This is a genomic window from Flavobacterium frigoris PS1, from assembly GCF_000252125.1.
In the GTDB taxonomy this organism is placed as follows: domain Bacteria; phylum Bacteroidota; class Bacteroidia; order Flavobacteriales; family Flavobacteriaceae; genus Flavobacterium; species Flavobacterium frigoris_A.
Genome location: NZ_AHKF01000018.1, coordinates 315,466 through 334,158 on the forward strand (window position 1 = coordinate 315,466; position 18,693 = coordinate 334,158).

19 protein-coding genes are annotated in these 18,693 nt (G+C 33.3%); 16 read left to right on the top strand and 3 right to left on the bottom strand.

Features of this window, described 5'->3' with window-relative positions; genetic code table 11:
- Nucleotides 1-10 precede the first annotated feature (10 nt).
- From HJ01_RS10125 to HJ01_RS10135, 3 genes are all read left to right on the top strand, one after another.
- Nucleotides 11-484, top strand: coding sequence for a DUF6495 family protein (locus HJ01_RS10125; RefSeq protein ID WP_007138298.1), 474 nt, complete (start codon nucleotides 11-13; stop codon nucleotides 482-484).
- 77 nt (nucleotides 485-561) lie between these two features.
- Nucleotides 562-2,568, top strand: a complete 2,007-nt coding sequence (gene ligA / locus HJ01_RS10130; RefSeq protein WP_007138299.1) for an NAD-dependent DNA ligase LigA — start codon at nucleotides 562-564, stop codon at nucleotides 2,566-2,568.
- Nucleotides 2,569-2,577: 9 nt separating this feature from the next.
- On the top strand, nucleotides 2,578-3,270 hold the full coding sequence (locus tag HJ01_RS10135; protein WP_007138300.1) for a hypothetical protein: 693 nt from the start codon (nucleotides 2,578-2,580) through the stop codon (nucleotides 3,268-3,270).
- On the opposite strand, the gene HJ01_RS10140 is transcribed toward HJ01_RS10135, so the two are convergent.
- Entirely contained in the window at nucleotides 3,256-4,167 is a 912-nt protein-coding gene (locus HJ01_RS10140; RefSeq protein WP_007138301.1) for a bifunctional metallophosphatase/5'-nucleotidase, read from the bottom strand. The genes HJ01_RS10135 and HJ01_RS10140 overlap by 15 nt on opposite strands.
- Before the next feature lie 107 nt (nucleotides 4,168-4,274).
- Nucleotides 4,275-5,051 carry a 5'-nucleotidase C-terminal domain-containing protein gene (locus HJ01_RS10145; RefSeq protein WP_007138302.1) on the bottom strand — a complete coding sequence of 259 codons (777 nt, stop codon included), beginning with the start codon at nucleotides 5,049-5,051 and terminating at the stop codon, nucleotides 4,275-4,277.
- A 48-nt stretch (nucleotides 5,052-5,099) separates the two neighbouring features.
- Between HJ01_RS10145 and HJ01_RS10150 the strand changes: the two genes are divergently transcribed.
- The 13 genes from HJ01_RS10150 (at nucleotide 5,100) to HJ01_RS10210 (ending at nucleotide 17,864) form a co-directional block, all read left to right on the top strand.
- Nucleotides 5,100-5,618, top strand: coding sequence for a DUF6913 domain-containing protein (locus HJ01_RS10150; RefSeq protein WP_007138303.1), 519 nt, complete (start codon nucleotides 5,100-5,102; stop codon nucleotides 5,616-5,618).
- A 6-nt stretch (nucleotides 5,619-5,624) separates the two neighbouring features.
- Entirely contained in the window at nucleotides 5,625-6,506 is an 882-nt protein-coding gene (dapA, locus tag HJ01_RS10155) for a 4-hydroxy-tetrahydrodipicolinate synthase (protein ID WP_007138304.1), read from the top strand.
- 137 nt (nucleotides 6,507-6,643) lie between these two features.
- Nucleotides 6,644-7,438, top strand: coding sequence for an outer membrane protein assembly factor BamD (locus tag HJ01_RS10160; RefSeq protein WP_040473910.1), 795 nt, complete (start codon nucleotides 6,644-6,646; stop codon nucleotides 7,436-7,438).
- Nucleotides 7,439-7,446: 8 nt separating this feature from the next.
- A complete protein-coding gene (locus HJ01_RS10165) occupies nucleotides 7,447-7,764 on the top strand; it encodes a DNA-directed RNA polymerase subunit omega (protein ID WP_007138306.1) in 318 nt (105 codons plus the stop codon).
- Nucleotides 7,765-7,770: 6 nt separating this feature from the next.
- Nucleotides 7,771-8,982, top strand: a complete 1,212-nt coding sequence (coaBC, locus tag HJ01_RS10170; protein WP_007138307.1) for a bifunctional phosphopantothenoylcysteine decarboxylase/phosphopantothenate--cysteine ligase CoaBC — start codon at nucleotides 7,771-7,773, stop codon at nucleotides 8,980-8,982.
- Nucleotides 8,975-9,859, top strand: a complete 885-nt coding sequence (locus HJ01_RS10175; protein WP_007138308.1) for a DUF4835 family protein — start codon at nucleotides 8,975-8,977, stop codon at nucleotides 9,857-9,859. The genes coaBC and HJ01_RS10175 overlap by 8 nt, the downstream gene beginning before the upstream one ends.
- Before the next feature lie 53 nt (nucleotides 9,860-9,912).
- A complete protein-coding gene (recN, locus tag HJ01_RS10180) occupies nucleotides 9,913-11,565 on the top strand; it encodes a DNA repair protein RecN (protein ID WP_007138309.1) in 1,653 nt (550 codons plus the stop codon).
- A gap of 106 nt (nucleotides 11,566-11,671) precedes the next feature.
- Nucleotides 11,672-12,862, top strand: coding sequence for an enoyl-ACP reductase FabV (fabV, locus tag HJ01_RS10185; RefSeq protein WP_007138310.1), 1,191 nt, complete (start codon nucleotides 11,672-11,674; stop codon nucleotides 12,860-12,862).
- A 110-nt stretch (nucleotides 12,863-12,972) separates the two neighbouring features.
- Nucleotides 12,973-13,779 (top strand): enoyl-ACP reductase, encoded by an 807-nt coding sequence (locus HJ01_RS10190; protein ID WP_007138311.1) that lies wholly within the window; start codon nucleotides 12,973-12,975, stop codon nucleotides 13,777-13,779.
- A 126-nt stretch (nucleotides 13,780-13,905) separates the two neighbouring features.
- Nucleotides 13,906-14,904: a glycosyltransferase gene (locus HJ01_RS10195; protein WP_007138312.1), complete on the top strand. Its 999-nt coding sequence runs from the start codon at nucleotides 13,906-13,908 to the stop codon at nucleotides 14,902-14,904.
- Nucleotide 14,905: 1 nt separating this feature from the next.
- Nucleotides 14,906-15,502 carry a dephospho-CoA kinase gene (gene coaE / locus HJ01_RS10200; protein ID WP_007138313.1) on the top strand — a complete coding sequence of 199 codons (597 nt, stop codon included), beginning with the start codon at nucleotides 14,906-14,908 and terminating at the stop codon, nucleotides 15,500-15,502.
- Between the two features lie 59 nt (nucleotides 15,503-15,561).
- The gene (locus HJ01_RS10205; protein ID WP_040473845.1) at nucleotides 15,562-17,145 is read left to right on the top strand and encodes a sensor histidine kinase; all 1,584 of its coding nucleotides are present in this window, start codon (nucleotides 15,562-15,564) and stop codon (nucleotides 17,143-17,145) included.
- A 2-nt stretch (nucleotides 17,146-17,147) separates the two neighbouring features.
- Nucleotides 17,148-17,864, top strand: a complete 717-nt coding sequence (locus HJ01_RS10210; RefSeq protein ID WP_007138315.1) for a response regulator transcription factor — start codon at nucleotides 17,148-17,150, stop codon at nucleotides 17,862-17,864.
- A gap of 90 nt (nucleotides 17,865-17,954) precedes the next feature.
- Here the strand turns inward: HJ01_RS10210 and HJ01_RS10215 are convergent, their stop codons facing one another.
- Nucleotides 17,955-18,692, bottom strand: a complete 738-nt coding sequence (locus HJ01_RS10215) for an acyl-[acyl-carrier-protein] thioesterase (protein WP_007138316.1) — start codon at nucleotides 18,690-18,692, stop codon at nucleotides 17,955-17,957.
- Nucleotide 18,693 lies beyond the last annotated feature (1 nt).

Here is an 18,693-nt window from a genome sequence, read left to right on the forward strand (position 1 = left end):
TAAACCAAACATGAAATATACAAGATTAACAAAAGAGCAATTTGAAGAGTTAACTCAGGAGTTTAGCACATTTTTGGCTACGCAAGCTATCGATAAAGGGGAATGGGATACCATAAAAGCCGAAAAGCCAGAAGTAGCAGAACAAGAATTGGATGTTTTTTCTGATTTAGTGTGGGAAGGAGTACTTACAAGAGCGGAGTATTTGGAACATTTTTCAAAAAGTCATATTTTTCTTTTTCAAAGTTTCGATACCCACGTTCAGTCTATAGTTCTAAAATCATTAGTTCCTGAAGTTGATTTTTTAACTAAAGAAGGACTGCAATGGCTTAGTGATAATATGTTTACCGATACCATCGAAATGAAGGTAGGTAAAAAAGAGTTTTCTGAAGAACGCAATAGTTCCCTTTTTGCATTAATACAGCAAGGTGCTTTCTTGAGTGACGGTCAGCTATACAAGCAAATAAATTCGATTATTGAGTCGTAATTCAGTTGTTATTTATTTTTAATTGGCTATTTTAGTACACGATTTTCAAGTACTAAGGTAGCCAATTTTTATTTTCTATGGACATTCAAAATACGATTCAAAAATTAAGGGAAGAGCTTAATCTTCATAATTATAATTATTATGTTCTGGATAATCCAACCATATCTGATTATGATTTTGATGCGAAATTAAAGCAACTTCAAGACTTAGAAAATCAATATCCGGAATATTACGATGAAAGTTCCCCTACGCAAAGAGTGGGCGGAACGATTACGAAGAACTTCAAAACTATTGCTCATGAATACCGTATGTATTCTCTTGACAACTCCTACTCAAAAGAAGATCTGACTGAATGGGAAAAACGCATTCAAAAGGTGTTGGGGGATGTGGAATTGCAATATACTTGTGAGTTAAAATACGATGGCGCATCAATTAGCATTACGTATGAAAAGGGTAAACTTATACGTGCCGTTACCCGTGGCGATGGATTTCAAGGGGATGATGTGACGAGCAATATTAAAACTATAAAATCTGTTCCTTTGCAATTAAAAGGAGATTTTCCAGATAAATTTGACGTTAGGGGAGAGATTATTTTGCCTTTTGCAGGTTTCGAAAAAATGAACCAAGATTTAATCGAAATTGGTGAAACACCTTATTCTAATCCTAGAAATACAGCTTCGGGCAGTTTAAAATTAAAAGAAAGCACTGAAGTGGCCAAAAGACCTTTAGATTGTTTGCTTTATTTTTTAATAGGAAATAAATTGCCATTTAATTCCCAGTATGATGGGCTAGAAGCGGCTAGAACTTGGGGCTTTAAAGTACCTAAAGAAGCTAAGCTAGCACATAATTTGGATGAAGTTTTTCAATTTATAGATTATTGGGATGTTCATCGACACGAGTTACCTTATGAAACGGATGGAGTAGTGGTTAAAGTAAACAGCTTTCATTATCAAGATGAATTAGGTTTTACCGCTAAGTCTCCGCGTTGGGCAATGGCCTATAAATTTAAGTCAGAACAGGTTTCCACAAAATTAAATTCCATAAGCTATCAAGTAGGAAGAACTGGAGCAATTACGCCCGTGGCAAATTTGGAAGCAGTACAATTAGCAGGAACTATTGTAAAACGAGCTTCCTTGCACAATGCTGATCAAATCGAAAAACTCGATATTCGGGTTGGAGATACTGTTTTTGTAGAAAAAGGGGGAGAGATAATCCCTAAAATTATAGCAGTAGATTTGAGTAAGCGAGCTGAGAATTCAGAACCGACGAAATACATCACGCATTGTCCTGAATGCACTACGGAATTAGTAAGAGGAGAAGGAGAAGCAAATCACTATTGCCCCAATTTTTATGGCTGCCCCCCTCAGATTATAGGACGAATCCAGCATTTTATTTCTAGAAAAGCGATGGATATAGAAGGTCTTGGTGGAGAAACAGTGGCGTTACTTTTTAATAATGGATTAGTTCACAATTATGCGGATCTGTATGAACTTACATTGGAACAAATTCTTCCTTTGGAAAGAATGGCACAAAAATCAGCTGAAAATTTGGTTAAAGGAGTTGCCGACTCAAAAGAAATTCCATTCGAGCGTGTTTTGTATGCGTTGGGAATACGTTTTGTAGGAGAGACGGTTGCTAAAAAGTTAGCCAAACACTATAAGAATATTGAAGCATTGATTCAGGCTACACTGATAGATTTAGTTTTGGTCGATGAAATAGGGGAACGAATCGCTCAAAGTGTTATTGATTTTTTCGAAAATAATGAAAATAAAATCATCATTGAAAGGCTAAAAAATTATGGTGTCCAATTTGAGATTGTTGAAAAAATAAACCCCAATGCTACGGTTAAATTAGTAGGTAAGACATTTGTGGTTTCTGGTGTTTTTCAGCAATTTTCGAGAGACGATTTAAAAAGGGCTATCGAAGATAACGGAGGTAAAGTAGGTAGTTCTATATCCTCTAAAACTGATTATGTTGTTGCAGGGGATAATATGGGACCTGCTAAATTAGAGAAAGCCAATAAGTTGAATATTCCAATACTTTCAGAAACTGATTTCATGAATTTGGTCAATGAAAATTTATAAAGAAAGAAAATGAGGGTTTTTCGCAAAGAAACTAATCTAGAAAAAGGCTTAATCCTCTTGTTTTTATTAATAGGATTGATTGAGGTTGTAACCGAAATTTATGCGGATTCTAGAATTCAGTATGTGATTAAGCCTCTTGAGGTAATTGTATTGTTGGTTTTGTATTGGTACTCTTCCACAATAAGAAACCCTCTCTTTTTTATCAATATGTCTTTTTTACTGATCGGTAGGTTGTGTTTTATTCCAAACGAGATAAGCATGGTTTTTTATGCTTTGGTCGCTGTTTTTTTTCATCGTATAATTCAGATATGTTATATCACCAAGTTAATAAAACTCAAAGATTTCATACCCTCGGTTTTAGCCTCAGTCCCTTTTCTGATTTTTTTCTTGTATTTAGTATCTATCCCAGAAGATGTTTTGGTAAGAAGTTATGTGGTTTTGGTCGTTCAAATCATTTTAATTTCAACGCTCAGCGGAATAATATTATCTCAATATCTAGGAACTTTTAATAAAAAATTCGTTTGGTTGTTTGTTTTTGGACTGATGTCACTGATGCAAACTTTTTTAATATTTCTGGAGAAGTTTTATTTCGAAGGCTTTACTATAATCAGTCTTAGACCAATGAGTTTGTTGTTAAATACCATGGTTTGTTTCTCTTTTTATAGGTTTGTGATTACCGCAGAAAGCCTAGACCATGATTGATTTGCCCATAGATGATTTTGCTTTGTTATGGTCAAGGAAGAAATCAATTCGCCCCAGATTAATTCCATAACAACCTACTTGGTTTACAAGGACCTCTTCACCAATGCGATTTTTGGTTACTGTTGGTTTATCGAGAAAAGTGTGTGTATGTCCACCTATTATTAGATCGATATCTTCTGTAAGAGCGGCTAATTTTAAATCTGAAATAGTATTAGGCGCATTCTTATAGTTATAACCCAGATGGGAAAGACAAATAATCAAATCACATTTTTGCTCTTTTTTTAATATTCGAACCATTTCTTGGGAGGCTTCAACGGGATCATTATAAACGGTTTCTTTATAATTTCTTTTGTCAACTAAACCTTCTAGTTCAATGCCTATGCCAAAGACACCAATTTTGACACCATTCTTGTTGAAAATTTTATAAGGTTTTACCAGACCATCCATCATGGTATTTTTAAAGTCATAATTGGCTGATAGGAATTCAAATTTCGCAAATGGCATTTGTGTATATAATCCTTCAACACCGTTATCAAAGTCATGATTACCTATTGCAGAGGCGTCATACTGCATCATGCTCATTAATTTAAATTCAAGTTCGCCACCATAATAGTTAAAATAAGGGGTTCCTTGAAAAATATCGCCCGCATCAAGGAGCAAGACATTAGGATTTTCTTTTCTGATTGTTTCAATCAGTGAAGCTCTTCTCGCAACACCGCCCATATTTGGGTTTCTCGGGTCATCGGCAGGAAAAGGATCAATATGACTGTGTACATCGTTGGTGTGTAAAATAGTGATTTGTTTCACATTGGGTTTGCTGAAACTACTCAATGATAATCCCAAACTCAACATTGCAGTGCTAGCCGCAGTTTTCTCTATAAAATCTCTTCTTTTCATTTGTTTATTTTTGGAGCTGTTTCCCGCTTTCCATTACAATCTTTTAATTTTTTCTTTAAAAATTAAAAGGATTTCCATTTCAATCGGGGCTAAAGGCATTTTAGCAATTAGTCAACAATAATTCTGTTGTCTTGAACTGACCTAATGGTGTCGGTTTCTTTAAAATAATCAATCAATATATTTCTCAACTTGTAATCTAAATCATAGGTATGGATTCCTTTTTTGAAAAAAGACATATTATCACCACCGTTAGCAAGATAATCATTGGTACTAACGTAATAAATTTTATTATTGTCAAGTGCTTTACCTTGAACAAAAATATTTTTTGCCTCGTTTTTATCAATAGTAAAAGTCATTCCTGAAAGTGGATGGGGTTGTTTTTCTCTTATAAAATAATTGACAATTTCTAATACTTGCTCTCCTTTTAATGAAACAACGACAAGACTGTTTTCAAAAGGCATGATTTGATAGGCATTTCGAGCAGTTACATTTCCTTTTGGTAGAATATCGCGAATACCACCGTGGTTTAGGAAACAGATATCTATAGTTTTGTTTTCCCGGGCTTGAAAAACAGAGTTACCACGACGTAGTATTACATCTGCCATCATATTACCTATAGTCGTTTGCCATGTCCGAGTGGTTTTGTCTAATGTCTCGGGGCAATATGCTAATACGCTATCTAAATCTTTATTTATGTGTTCACGATATGGTTTTATAAATGATTCTATTTCAGTGACTTGTTCTATTTTTTCGGTGATCGGAAGCTGCTTTCCTTCAATTTTACTAACTGTGAGGGTTTTATTTCCGCAGGAAACAATAAAAAATAATGTTAAGAATATAACAAAAAGTTTGAAAACATCGTTATACTTTTTTAGATTTACCATTTATAATATGACTTAATTAATTTAATTTTGTAAACGAGTAAAAATAGTATGTTTTTAAGTTTTATAAAAGATTTTTCGGTAAAAAAAATATTAAAAAACAGTTTGCATAATGTAAAAAGCAATTTCGTTTCTGGGCGTATTAAGACGGTGGGTTTACTGGTAGACCAAAGTTATTTTTCAGAAACTCCATTATTAATACAGGAACTTGTTGGGAAAGGTATTTTAGAAGAGGATATAACAGTCATAGTTTATAAAGATAAGTTTAAAAAGAATAAAAGCAGCGTGCGAGCGAGTTTTAGTTCGAGTCATTTAAACTGGAATTCTGAAATTAATAATTTGGCCGTAAACGATTTCATCGAAAAGGAATTTGATTTATTGATCAGTTACTATGATGTAGAAAAGGCTATTCTATTAGTGGTAACGCATAATTCAAAAGCACATTTTAAAGTTGGGTTTGCTGCAATTGATAAAAGATTCAACGACATGATGATTAACACTAATGCTGAGAATTATAAAGCTTTTACTCATGAATTATTTAGGTACTTAAAAATATTAAATAAAATATAATTTAACATGCAATCATTAATAGGAACTGGAGTTGCACTTGTAACCCCATTTAAAGAAGATTTTTCAATAGATACGGAAGCATTAAAAAGCATCGTTAATTTTTCTGTGGATGGAGGAATTGAGTATCTTGTAATCTTAGGAACAACAGCAGAAAATGCCACCTTAACTCAACAAGAGAAGGAGTTGGTTATTGATACGGTTATAGAAAGTAATAATGGAAGATTACCATTAGTACTTGGAGTAGGAGGGAATGACACAATGAAGATTGTTGCAGAGTTGAAAACGAGAGACTTTTCGCCTTTTGTTGCGATACTTTCAGTTTCCCCATTTTACAATAAGCCTACACAAGAAGGTATCTATCAGCATTTTAAAATGGTTGCCGAAGCTTCACCAATTCCAGTGATTTTGTACAACGTTCCAGGAAGAACGGCAAGTAATATGTTACCGGCAACAGTTTTGCGTTTGGCTAATGATTTTAAAAATATTGTTGCAATAAAGGAAGCTGCGGGGGATATGGTTCAGGCTATGCAGCTGATAAGAAATAAACCAGAGGGTTTTCTAGTAATATCTGGTGATGATATGATCGCTTTGCCAATGGTTTTAGCCGGTGGTGCTGGTGTTATTTCTGTGATTGGACAGGGTTTTCCAAAAGAATTTTCTGAAATGATTCGATTAGGTTTAAACCGCAAGGTCGATGCTGCCTATAAAATTCAATACGTAATCGATGATTGTATTGATATGATTTTCGAGCAAGGAAACCCAGCTGGAATCAAGCAAGTGTTTCAATCCCTTGGAATAGCGGAGAATTTTGTGCGTTTACCATTAGTGAGCGTTGATGAATCTTTGCGCGAAAGAATAAACCAATTTGTAAAAAAAATTGACAAATAACGTCGCAAAACAGGACTTTTTTTTAAAGGAAGAAATATTTTGTAGTAGCTAAATTAATAACTAAATTTGCCACCGAAACTGTGGTATGATTTTTTGTGGATTGTATGCAATCCAAAGATTATAAAAAAATAAAAAAAATGAAGAAAATTGTATCTCTATTGCTTTTCGTAATTCTTTTTAGTTCATGTAGTGAATATCAAAAAGCATTAAAAAAAGATGACGTTGCCATTAAGTTTGACATGGGAACTAAATTATATGATGCCGGAAGTTACACGAAAGCAATTCGTCTTTTTGAACAAATTGCTCCTGCATACAGAGGAAAGCCACAAGCAGAGAAGTTATTCTACATGTTTGCACAATCCTATTACAAGACAAAACAATATTATTTAGCAGGTTATCAGTTTGAAAGTTTTGTATCTGGATACCCAAAAAGCGAAAAAGTACAAGAAGCTGCTTATTTAGGAGCTAAAAGTTATTCGAAATTGTCTCCAGTATTTAGTCTTGATCAGACAGATACTTTTAAAGCAATCGACAAATTACAAGCATTTATAGATACATATCCAAATTCAGAGTATTTGGGCGAAGCTAATGAAGCTGTAAGAGTTTTGACTGAAAAAATTGAGATGAAAGTATATGAAAATGCCAAAGGATATAATACAATATCAGATTTCAAATCGGCATTAGTGGCTTTAGATAATTTTATAGCTGATTATCCTGGAACTCCATTCAAAGAGGATGCTTTGTTCTATAAGTTTGATTCGGCATATCAATTAGCCATTAATAGTGTTCCGGGAAAAATGGAAGAACGTTTAAATGTAGCATTAACTGCTCATTCAAATCTGATGAAGTTTAACGCCGATTCTAAGTATAAAGAGAAAGCTGCTGAAATGTTAGCTCGTGTTGAAAAAGATTTACAAAATTTTACTAAATAAATAAAGTCATGGATTTAAAAAAGACGAATGCTCCAGTAAATACAATAACGTATAATAAAACTGTTATTGAAGAACCTACTGGTAATGTGTATGAAGCGATAACCATTATGGCTAAAAGAGCAAACCAAATCAATTCTGAAATCAAAAAAGAATTGACTGAAAAATTGGAAGAATTTGCTACATATAATGACAGTCTTGAAGAAGTTTTTGAAAATAAAGAACAAATTGAGGTTTCAAAATTCTATGAAAAATTGCCTAAACCACACGCTTTAGCAGTTCAAGAATGGTTAGATGGTAAAATATACCACAGAGATTCAACTAAATAATACTATATGTCAGTTTTAAGCGGTAAGAATATTTTACTAGGAGTTTCTGGTGGAATTGCCGCCTATAAAACAGCGTCTTTAGTACGACTTTTCATAAAAGCAGGTGCACATGTCCAAGTGATAATGACACCTGCTTCTAAGGATTTTGTAACCCCGCTCACCTTATCTACGTTATCTAAAAATCCAGTACATTCCATTTTTTTTGAAAAAGAGCAAGAAAATGAGAGATGGAATAATCATGTAGAATTAGGATTATGGGCTGACCTCATGGTTATAGCGCCTGCTACAGCAAATACCTTGTCAAAAATGGCAAATGGAGTTTGTGATAACCTTCTTATTGCAACCTATCTATCGGCAAAATGTGCTGTTTATTTTGCACCTGCAATGGATTTAGATATGTACAAGCATCCTTCAACAATTGCGAGTTTTACTGTTTTACAAAAATTTGGTAATACCATAATTCCTGCAGAAAGTGGAGAATTAGCAAGTGGTCTCTCTGGTGAGGGAAGAATGGCTGAGCCCGAAAATATAGTGTCTTTTATAGAAGCGGACTTAGAAAGTAGATTGCCTTTAAAAGGGAAAAAAATTCTAATTACTGCTGGTCCTACCTATGAAGCAATCGATCCTGTTCGGTTTATAGGAAATCATTCATCTGGAAAAATGGGATTTGATATTGCTAAGAGCGCAGCTAATCTTGGAGCTTCAGTGATTTTAGTATCTGGACCTACCGTTTTTAAGGCAGAACATTCTTTGATTAAGGTCATTAATGTGGTTTCTGGTCAGGAAATGTATGATGCCTGTCATCAGTATTTTGATGAAGTAGATGTTGCGATTGCCGCAGCAGCAGTTGCGGATTATAAGCCAAAGCATGTGGCTACGCAAAAGATAAAAAAAGCGCCAGATAATTTTGTGATTGAACTTGAGAAAACGAAAGATATTTTGGCTTCTTTAGGAATTATAAAGAAAAAGCAATTTTTAATAGGTTTTGCTTTGGAGACCGAAAATGAAATTGAAAATGCAAAGGGTAAAATCCAGAAAAAAAACTTAGATTTGATTGTTCTAAATTCTTTGCAAGATCAGGGAGCAGGTTTTGGAAAACCAACCAATAAAGTTACCTTTATTGATAAGAATTTCAATATAGAACCGATGGAACTGAAATCGAAAGAAGCAGTTGCTGATGATATCTTAAATAAAGTAATAGCGCATTTTCATGAATAAGATAATTACTTTTTTCTTACTATTGACCTTTGGGCTTGTACAAGCGCAACAGTTAAATTGTATAGTTACGGTAAATTCAGATAAATTAAGCAATGCGAATCAGCAGGTTTTTAAAACTTTGGAAAATTCGTTAACTGAATTTGTCAATAAAACGGACTGGACTGGGAAAAATTACAAGCAGAATGAAAAGGTAAATTGTTCGATGTATATCACGGTATTGTCAAATAATTCCGATCAATTTGCATGTACGATTCAAGTGCAATCCTCGAGACCTATTTATAACTCGTCATATAGCTCACCAGTTTTAAACTACAACGACAAAGATTTTAGTTTTAGATACACTGAGTTTGAAAACTTACTTTTCAACCCTACTGCATTTGAATCAAATCTGGTTTCGGTTGTTTCTTTTTATAGTTATATGATTTTGGGTATGGATGATGACAGCTTTGTGCTGGAATCAGGGAATCCAAATTTTGAAGTTGCACAAAATATTTCAAATGTAGCGCAGCAAAGTGGGTATAAAGGTTGGAGTCAAATTGACGGAAACCAGAACAGGTATTTTCTTATAAATGACATAGTATCGCCATCATTTTCAGAATTACGCAAAACAAACTTAGAGTATCACATGGGCTTAGATTTAATGGCAAAAGATCTGAAATCTGCCAAAGAAAAAATAAAATCATCTTTACTGAATTTGAATAAATTACATGCTTCAAAACCCAATGCTTTTTTGACTCGAGTATTTTTTGATGCCAAATCGGATGAAATTCTTTCCGTTTTTTCTGGAGGTCCAAGTATTAGCGTAGCTGATTTAATAGAAAGTTTGAATAAAACTTCTCCTTTGAATTCAGGAAAATGGGAACAGATTAAATATTAGACTGCCCATAAAATCCAACACCAAATTTAAATCTTCATTATAAAAAAATATAGATGATAACCACACTATCGATAAAAAACTATGCTTTAATAGAAAAATTGTCTATTGATTTTTCCAAGGGTTTTTCAATTATTACAGGGGAAACCGGCGCAGGTAAATCGATAATATTAGGTGCCTTGGGATTAGTTTTAGGGAAAAGAGCGGACTTAACATCTTTAAAAAATAAAGAGGAAAAGTGTATCATTGAAGCTCATTTTGAAATATCGAAATATAATTTAGCTCCTTTTTTTGAGGCTAATGATTTGGATTATGAGCCGGATACCATCATTCGACGAGAAATTCTTCCTTCTGGAAAATCAAGAGCTTTTATAAATGATAGTCCTGTAAATCTTCAGGTCTTGCAAGAGCTGGGTTTGTTCCTCATTGATATCCACTCACAACAACAAACACAAGAACTTTCAGATGAAAATGTACAGTTCAAAATAATAGATGCTGTTTGTAGTAATAACGAAGTGGTTTTAGAATACCAATCACTTTTAAAAAGCTACAAAGCAGATAAATCTAAAATGAACCTTCTTGTCAAAAAGCAGGCTGAGTCTGCTAAAGAGCAGGAGTATAATACTTTCTTGTTAAACGAATTGATGGAAGCGCAGTTGAAGTCTGGGGAGCAAGAGCTTCTGGAAGTTGATTTTGAGAAATTGAATAACGTTGAGATTATTAAAGAATCGCTTGATAAATCCTTAGCTATTGCTAATGAGGAGCAAATAGGTGTTCTAAATAATTTAAAAGAAATTAAAGTTGCATTGCAAAAAATAGCGTCTTTTTCTACAGACTATAGTTTTTTATTAGAAAGAACAGCAAGTCTAGCCATAGAATTTGATGACATTACAGACGAACTGAATAGATGTTCTGATAAGCTGATCAATGATCCTGAACAATTGGATTTAATCAGTCAGAAATTACAGCTGATTTATAATCTTCAAAAAAAGCATCAGGTTGCTACTGTTGATGAATTGTTGCAAATTCAAACCAAGTTAGAAGATTCGGTTTTTGAATTGGGGAATATAGAAGCAGATATTTCAAAACTGACAAATGCCATTGAAGAAAAAGGAGCTACGTTAGATATCCTTTCGGTTACAATTCATGATAATAGAGTTAATTCGATCCCTGTTTTAAGTGAAAAATTAGTAACGATATTAGCAACTTTGGGGATGCCTAATGTGCGTTTTAATATTGAAGCGAATAAAACGGTAACATATTTCAATAATGGAAAAGATGAATTGCAGTTTTTATTTTCAGCGAATAAAGGAACTGATTTTGGCTTACTGAAGAAAGTGGCTTCTGGAGGAGAAATGTCAAGAATTATGTTAGCTGTAAAAGCGATACTGGCTCGGTATTCAAAATTACCAACTTTGATTTTTGATGAAATTGACACTGGTGTTTCTGGAGAGATTGCAATCAAGATGGGAGAGATTATGAAAGAGATGAGTCATGATATGCAAATTTTTGCAATCACACATTTACCTCAAATTGCAGCCAAAGGAGATGCCCATTTTAAAGTGTTTAAATCAACAATAGGGGATGATACACAATCAGAGTTGAAACTTTTAGCTGATGAAGAACGCGTCGTTGAAATTGCACAAATGTTATCTGGTACAGTCATCTCAGATTCGGCCTTAAATCATGCAAAAGCGTTGTTGAACTAAATAAATGGTTTATATTTGTCAATCAAAATGGTAGGTTTTACGAGATAGAGTCATCGTTTTAATTACATTTTACATTAAAAAAAAATAAAAATATATTTTAGATATTATGATAATAGAACCTAGAATGAGAGGATTTATTTGCACGACATCTCATCCTGACGGATGCGCGCAAAATGTTAAAAATCAAATTGAATATGTAAAATCAAAAGGAGCTATTGAAGGAGCTAAAAAAGTTTTGGTTATAGGAGCTTCAACGGGTTTTGGTTTAGCTTCAAGAATAACAAGTGCTTTTGGTTCTAATGCATCAACTATTGGTGTGTTTTTTGAAAAACCTCCTAGTGAAGGAAAAACAGCTTCTCCAGGTTGGTATAACTCTGCTGCTTTTGAAAAAGAAGCTCATGAAGCAGGTTTATATGCAAAAAGTATCAATGGTGATGCTTTTTCTAATGAAGTAAAAAAACAAACGTTAGACCTTATAAAAAGCGATTTGGGACAAGTGGATTTAATCATCTACAGTTTGGCTTCTCCTGTTCGTATGCATCCAACAACTGGTGTATTGCACCGTTCAGTATTGAAACCTATTGGAGGCGTTTTCACTAATAAAACGGTGGATTTTCATTCTGGAAAAGTTTCTGAAATTTCGATACAACCTTGTAATGATGAGGACATCGAAAATACGGTTGCTGTAATGGGGGGTGAAGACTGGTCAATGTGGATTGAAGCTTTAAAAGCGGATAACTTATTGGCTCCAGGAGCTACAACAGTTGCTTATTCTTATATCGGGCCATCATTAACTGAGGCCGTATATAGAAAAGGGACTATCGGTAGAGCTAAAGATCATCTTGAAGCGACTGCTTTTAGCATCACTGATAGCTTAGCTGATATTAATGGAAAAGCTTATGTTTCAGTAAATAAAGCATTGGTTACTCAGGCTAGCTCTGCGATTCCGGTGATTCCATTATACATTTCGTTATTGTATAAAATAATGAAAGAAGAAGGAATTCATGAAGGATGTATTGAGCAAATTCAACGTTTGTATCAGGATAGACTTTTCTCTGGTGCAGAAGTTGCTACAGATGAAAAAGGACGAATTCGCATTGATGATTTAGAGATGCGCCCTGATGTTCAGGAAAAAGTAGCGAAGTTGTGGAATGAAGCGGTTACCGAAAATTTATCTGAAATTTCAGATTTAGAAGGGTATAGAAAAGATTTTTACAATTTATTTGGTTTTGATGTAGAAGGCATAGACTACAAAGCAGAAACAGATGAAATGGTAAATGTATCAAGTATAGTATAATCTGGTTTTAGCAGATTAAAATTTTAGATAATGCATCTTAATTTCATAATGGTTTTATTCATTTAGAAATTAAGATGCATTTTTTTATATTGATTTTAAATTAATTTATTATGTACAATTTATTAAAAGGAAAAAGAGGAATCATTTTTGGGGCACTAGATGAAAATTCAATTGCTTGGAAAACGGCTGAAAGAGTTCATGAAGAAGGCGGAGTTTTTGTCCTTTCGAATGCACCAGCTTCTATTCGAATGGGGTCAATTGATGAACTAGCACAAAAAACCGGTTCACAAGTAATTTCTGCTGACGCAACATCTGTAGCTGATTTAGAAAATTTGGTAGACAAAGCGGTTGAACTTTTGGGAGGAAAGATTGATTTTGTTCTACATTCTATTGGTATGTCGGTGAATGTTCGAAAAGGAAATCATTATACTAATCAAAATTACGATTATACGGAAAAAGGATGGAATGTATCGGCTGTTTCTTTTCACAAAGTGATGCAGGTACTGTATAAAAAAGACGCCATGAACGAATGGGGAAGTATTGTAGCGCTATCTTATATGGCTGCGCAACGTGTTTTTCCAGATTATAACGATATGGCTGATAATAAAGCTTATTTAGAGTCAATTGCTCGTAGCTTTGGGTACTTCTTTGGTAGAGATAAAAAAGTAAGGGTAAATACAATTTCGCAATCGCCAACAGCAACAAAAGCAGGTCAGGCAGTTAAAGGTTTTGGAGGGTTTATTGCTTTTTCAGAAAAAATGTCACCGTTAGGTAATGCGACCGCCTTGGATTGTGCTAATTATACAGTATCCATGTTTTCAGATTTAACAAAAATGGTGACGCTTCAAAACTTACTTCATGACGGAGGATTCTCTAATATGGGAGTCAGTCAGGAGGTCATGGAAATGTTTGAATAAAAGGGGTTTTTATATCAAAATATTTAAAAAAACCATCAATTATTAATTGGTGGTTTTTTTATTGATAAAGTATATCTTTGTTAAAAAATTGCCCAGTATTTTATAATTAATACCTCTGATAAGAATATGTTTTTTTCGTTAATTATACCAGTTTACAACCGCCCAGATGAAGTAGATGAGCTTTTAGAAAGTTTGTCGAAAAGCGATTATAAAGAAGATTTTGAAATAGTGATAGTAGAAGACGGGTCTTCATTAAAATGTGAGGACATAGTACATAAATACGAAGCTAAGTTGAAAATTTCTTACTATTATAAAGAAAATTCAGGCCCGGGAGATTCTAGGAACTATGGAATGAAAAAAGCCAAAGGGGATTATTTCATCATATTCGATTCTGATTGCATAATTCCAGCGCATTATTTGACCGAGGTTGAAAAAGCTTTGAAGGGAAATTATGTAGACTGTTTTGGTGGACCAGACAAGGCTCTTGATAGTTTTTCGGATATACAAAAGGCAATCAATTTTGCAATGACATCTTTTTTAACTACTGGTGGAATTAGAGGAGGTTCTGAAAAAATAGATAAATTTCAACCCAGAAGTTTTAATATGGGTTTGTCTCGAAAAGCTTTTGAAGCATCTAATGGCTTTGGAAATATCCATCCAGGTGAAGATCCTGATTTATCGATACGACTATGGAACCTTGGTTTTGAAACCAAACTGGTTCCAAATGCGTATGTATATCATAAGAGAAGGATTGATTGGGATAAGTTTTCGGTTCAGGTTAATAAATTTGGTAAAGCACGTCCAATTCTTAATAGCTGGTATCCTAAGTACAATAAACTAACTTTCTTTTTCCCGTCTGTTTTTATTAGCGGATTTGTTCTTGCGGTATTATTATTGATTTTTAATATTGACGTATTACTACAGTTGTATTTTATATATTTTTTAGTCATATTTCTAGTTTCCAGCTACCAGAATAAAAGTATTAAAATTGGCTATTTATCTTTGATTGCTGTTTGGAAACAATTTTATGGATATGGAATTGGCTTTATGGAATCATTTTTGAAGGTTATTGTATTGAAAAAGAAACCTCAAGATGCTTTTCCAGAATTATTTTTTAAAATTTGATATGACAAAAATTATCGGTTTAACTGGCGGAATTGGAAGTGGAAAAACCACCATTGCTAATCATTTTAGATCCTTGGGTTTAGCTGTTTATATCGCTGATGACGAGGCGAGAAACTTAATGCAATCTGCTGAGATCATAACTGCTATTAAAGAAACGTTTGGCAACTCAATTTTTGAGAACGGTATTTTGAATAGGGCAAGTCTGGCTGAAATTGTTTTTGGTAAGCCTGATAAGTTAGAACTGCTTAATGCAATTGTGCATCCTGCGGTAAAAAAGCATTTTAAACAGTGGCTTTTGGAACATGAAAAATTCCCTTTAGTTGTTTATGAAGCCGCAATTCTATTTGAAAATGGTAATTATAAAAATTTTGACTGGATAATAACTATATCTGCGCCATTGGAATCAAGAATTGAACGAGTAATGAAAAGGGATGGTGTCACTCGTGAACAAGTTATGAAAAGAATAAATTCGCAATGGACTGACGAACAGCGTGTTTCAAAAAGTGATTTCGTTATCGAAAACATTAATTCTGAAATTGCTAAAAAAGAAACAGAAGAAATTCTTAAAATTTTGAAGATAAAACAAAATCAGTCTTAAATGTTAATATTTGGTTAATAGATTGTCATCCATACTGTTAAAATGCTAATTTTGTACCGATGAATAAACTTTTTTTTAGATTACTTGTTTTGTTGATGAGCTTATCCTTAGTAGGTATAATTCTTGTCCAGGTGTATTGGTTTAATACTTCGTTTAAAAATAATAACGAGCAATTTAAATTTCATGTAACTCAGGTTATTGGTAAAGTTGCAGATAAACTCCAAAAGCAAGAAGCATATAGTTTTTATGATAAATACAATCATATTAAAGATAGTACTGGAAAGATTCCTCAAAAAGAGGATTTGCTGGAGTTTTATTACGTTCAAAGAAATATAAAAACGAATAAAACTATTGTGTATTCGAATAGTATTATATCTGAAGATTACGATATTTCATCTTCGTTATTTAACAAGAAATTTAATAATGATAAATTTAAGAATTTCAATTCAAAGCGAGTAACTGAAGTTTATAATAATAATGCTGTAGATAAATCTAATTTACAACAAAGCTTACTTCCGGATGTGACGATTGAAAGATCAGGGAATCTAGATGTTTTAGATAAAGTGCAATTAGAGATATCGTATAAAGATGTTGCTGCAGCAATGCCTATCCAAGAAAGAGTTTCAAAAGAAATTCTTCAAAAACTAATTAAAAAAGAATTAGAAGAATATGGTGTAAAGACAAAATTTGAGTTTGGAATATACAGTAATGGATTAGCTACCAAGATTAAGTCAAATGAATTTACTTTTGATAAGGAGGCAACGTATTCCATTCCAGTTTTTACCGATAATGAAGGGAATGAAAAATATAAGTTATTAGTTACGTTTCCGCACAAGAAGAAGTTTTTGTTATCTGAATTGGTAAGTATCACAATTCTGTCGATTATTTTTACGTTAATCATTTTAGTGGCTTATACAAGTGCATTGAATCAGCTGATACGCCAACGTCAAATTTCTGAAATCAAAACAGATTTCATTAATAATATGACCCATGAGTTTAAAACACCTATTGCCACTATCAATTTGGCCTTAGATGCGATAAAAAATCCGAAAATAATTGACGACAAGGAAAAGGTTTTCAAATACCTACAAATGATTCGTGATGAAAACAAGCGAATGCATGCACAGGTGGAAAACGTTTTAAGAATTTCTAAGCTTGAGAAGAAAGAACTTGATATCGAAAAGGAATCAAGCGATGTAGTAGAGGTTATAAATGATGCAATCGAACATGTTAACTTAATCTTGGAAGATAGGGGCGGAAAGATAGCTACTCATTTTGACGCCACAAGAACAACGGTTTTAATAAATGAAGTTCATTTTACAAATGTAATTGTAAATGTTCTGGAAAATGCGATAAAATATTCTCCAGACATTCCAGAAATTGAAGTTTTTACAGAAAACGTAAAAGATATGATTCTTATTAAAGTTACAGACAGAGGCTTGGGAATGAGCAAAATTGCTCAGAAAAGAGTTTTTGAAAAATTTTATAGAGAACACACTGGTAATATACATAATGTAAAGGGGCACGGTTTAGGTTTAGCTTATGTAAAAAGAATTGTAGAAGACCATAATGGTCAGGTTTACGTAGAAAGTGAAAAGGGAAAAGGAAGTACCTTCATAATAAAAATACCACTAATAAATTAGATATGGAAAATATAAATAAAAAAATACTTTTAGTAGAAGATGACCTTAATTTTGGTGCAGTGCTTAAAGATTATTTAATGCTAAATGATTTTGATGTTACTCTTGCAAAAAATGGTATGGAAGGTTTTGAAAAATTTAAAAAAGACACATATGATCTTTGCATCTTGGATGTGATGATGCCGTACAAAGATGGATACACACTAGCTAAGGAAATAAGAGAGAAAAATAGCGAAGTGCCTATTATCTTTCTTACTGCAAAATCGATGAAAGAGGATGTTTTAAAAGGGTATAAGGCTGGTGCTGATGATTATTTGAACAAGCCTTTTGATTCTGAAGTTCTACTGATGAAAATAAAAGCGATTATTCAAAGAAAATCTTCTGATACTAAAACGGAACAGGTTCAGCACGAATTTAATATCGGGAAATTTCATCTTAACTCAAAATTGAGATTCTTGACATTTAATGATGAAGAGCCTATTAAGTTATCTCCAAAAGAGAATGAATTGTTGAAAATGTTGATTCTTCATGAAAATGATTTAATGCCAAGAGAATTGGCATTAACAAAAATTTGGAGAGACGATAACTATTTTACCTCAAGAAGTATGGATGTATACATCGCCAAGCTAAGAAAATATCTTAAATTGGATGAGGATGTTGAAATTCTTAATATTCACGGTGAGGGATTTAGACTTGTTGTTAAAAACAAAGTGGAAAAATAAAAACACAAAAGGCTTCGAGAAATCGGAGCCTTTTTTTTGATTTTTTTTTTAAGAAGCTTAGCTTACCAAGTTTTCTTTTTATGGTATTTATTAAAGGTTTAACTGCAGTGCATAGCAATTTTTATTTTCTTTTGTGATGCTAAAAAGGATGGAGTCTTCAGAATAGTTTTCATGAATTATCACTTTGTCATATAGGGATAACTCTTTTAAAAAATTCATTTCAAAACTTCTTATTTTTTGGCTTAGAATCAAATCTACTTCGAGATGATCCAAACACCATTCAAGGTACTTAACATTGTTGACATGGTTTACGATATCCAAATCAGATAAATAGATTGATTTTTCAAATACATCTTCCTTCTCGGAGTTGATGTTTATTTTTGAGAAACTTTCCTTTGTGGCTTTCAGCTCGGGATACAGTTCAAAATGCTCATATGGCAATGCTAATCCTTCTGGACGTCTTCTTTCAGTGTTAAAAACTGCCCAAAAAGTTTCAGAGCCAACGATTTTCTCTCCATTTACATACATTTCTAAAGCTCGGACTGATCGGGAGTTCTCGAGTGTGTTGATCCAAGTTTTCACCGTTACAATGTCTCTCCATTTAGGTAATGCCGCAATTTCAACACGCATTCTGCTCAAGACCCAAGCTTGATTAAATTCCTGCATATCCGAAAAGCTAATGCCTCCCATATCAGAATGTGCTGCTGCAGTCAGTTGCAAAATATTGCAGAGATCAGTGTATTTTAGATAGCCGTTGGGCATACATTGTGTAAAATTGATTTCCCAGTCCTTGCTTAAAACGGAAGTGAAATTTGAGGCTATTGGCATA

Bases quoted from the DNA above. Each gene is read 5' to 3' on its own strand.
- HJ01_RS10125 (WP_007138298.1), top strand. From the start codon at position 11: ATGAAATATACAAGATTAACAAAAGAGCAATTTGAAGAGTTAACTCAG.
- ligA (WP_007138299.1), top strand. From the start codon at position 562: ATGGACATTCAAAATACGATTCAAAAATTAAGGGAAGAGCTTAATCTT.
- HJ01_RS10135 (WP_007138300.1), top strand. From the start codon at position 2,578: ATGAGGGTTTTTCGCAAAGAAACTAATCTAGAAAAAGGCTTAATCCTC.
- HJ01_RS10140 (WP_007138301.1), bottom strand. From the start codon at position 4,167: ATGAAAAGAAGAGATTTTATAGAGAAAACTGCGGCTAGCACTGCAATG.
- HJ01_RS10145 (WP_007138302.1), bottom strand. From the start codon at position 5,051: ATGGTAAATCTAAAAAAGTATAACGATGTTTTCAAACTTTTTGTTATA.
- HJ01_RS10150 (WP_007138303.1), top strand. From the start codon at position 5,100: ATGTTTTTAAGTTTTATAAAAGATTTTTCGGTAAAAAAAATATTAAAA.
- dapA (WP_007138304.1), top strand. From the start codon at position 5,625: ATGCAATCATTAATAGGAACTGGAGTTGCACTTGTAACCCCATTTAAA.
- HJ01_RS10160 (WP_040473910.1), top strand. From the start codon at position 6,644: ATGAAGAAAATTGTATCTCTATTGCTTTTCGTAATTCTTTTTAGTTCA.
- HJ01_RS10165 (WP_007138306.1), top strand. From the start codon at position 7,447: ATGGATTTAAAAAAGACGAATGCTCCAGTAAATACAATAACGTATAAT.
- coaBC (WP_007138307.1), top strand. From the start codon at position 7,771: ATGTCAGTTTTAAGCGGTAAGAATATTTTACTAGGAGTTTCTGGTGGA.
- HJ01_RS10175 (WP_007138308.1), top strand. From the start codon at position 8,975: ATGAATAAGATAATTACTTTTTTCTTACTATTGACCTTTGGGCTTGTA.
- recN (WP_007138309.1), top strand. From the start codon at position 9,913: ATGATAACCACACTATCGATAAAAAACTATGCTTTAATAGAAAAATTG.
- fabV (WP_007138310.1), top strand. From the start codon at position 11,672: ATGATAATAGAACCTAGAATGAGAGGATTTATTTGCACGACATCTCAT.
- HJ01_RS10190 (WP_007138311.1), top strand. From the start codon at position 12,973: ATGTACAATTTATTAAAAGGAAAAAGAGGAATCATTTTTGGGGCACTA.
- HJ01_RS10195 (WP_007138312.1), top strand. From the start codon at position 13,906: ATGTTTTTTTCGTTAATTATACCAGTTTACAACCGCCCAGATGAAGTA.
- coaE (WP_007138313.1), top strand. From the start codon at position 14,906: ATGACAAAAATTATCGGTTTAACTGGCGGAATTGGAAGTGGAAAAACC.
- HJ01_RS10205 (WP_040473845.1), top strand. From the start codon at position 15,562: ATGAATAAACTTTTTTTTAGATTACTTGTTTTGTTGATGAGCTTATCC.
- HJ01_RS10210 (WP_007138315.1), top strand. From the start codon at position 17,148: ATGGAAAATATAAATAAAAAAATACTTTTAGTAGAAGATGACCTTAAT.
- HJ01_RS10215 (WP_007138316.1), bottom strand. From the start codon at position 18,692: ATGCCAATAGCCTCAAATTTCACTTCCGTTTTAAGCAAGGACTGGGAA.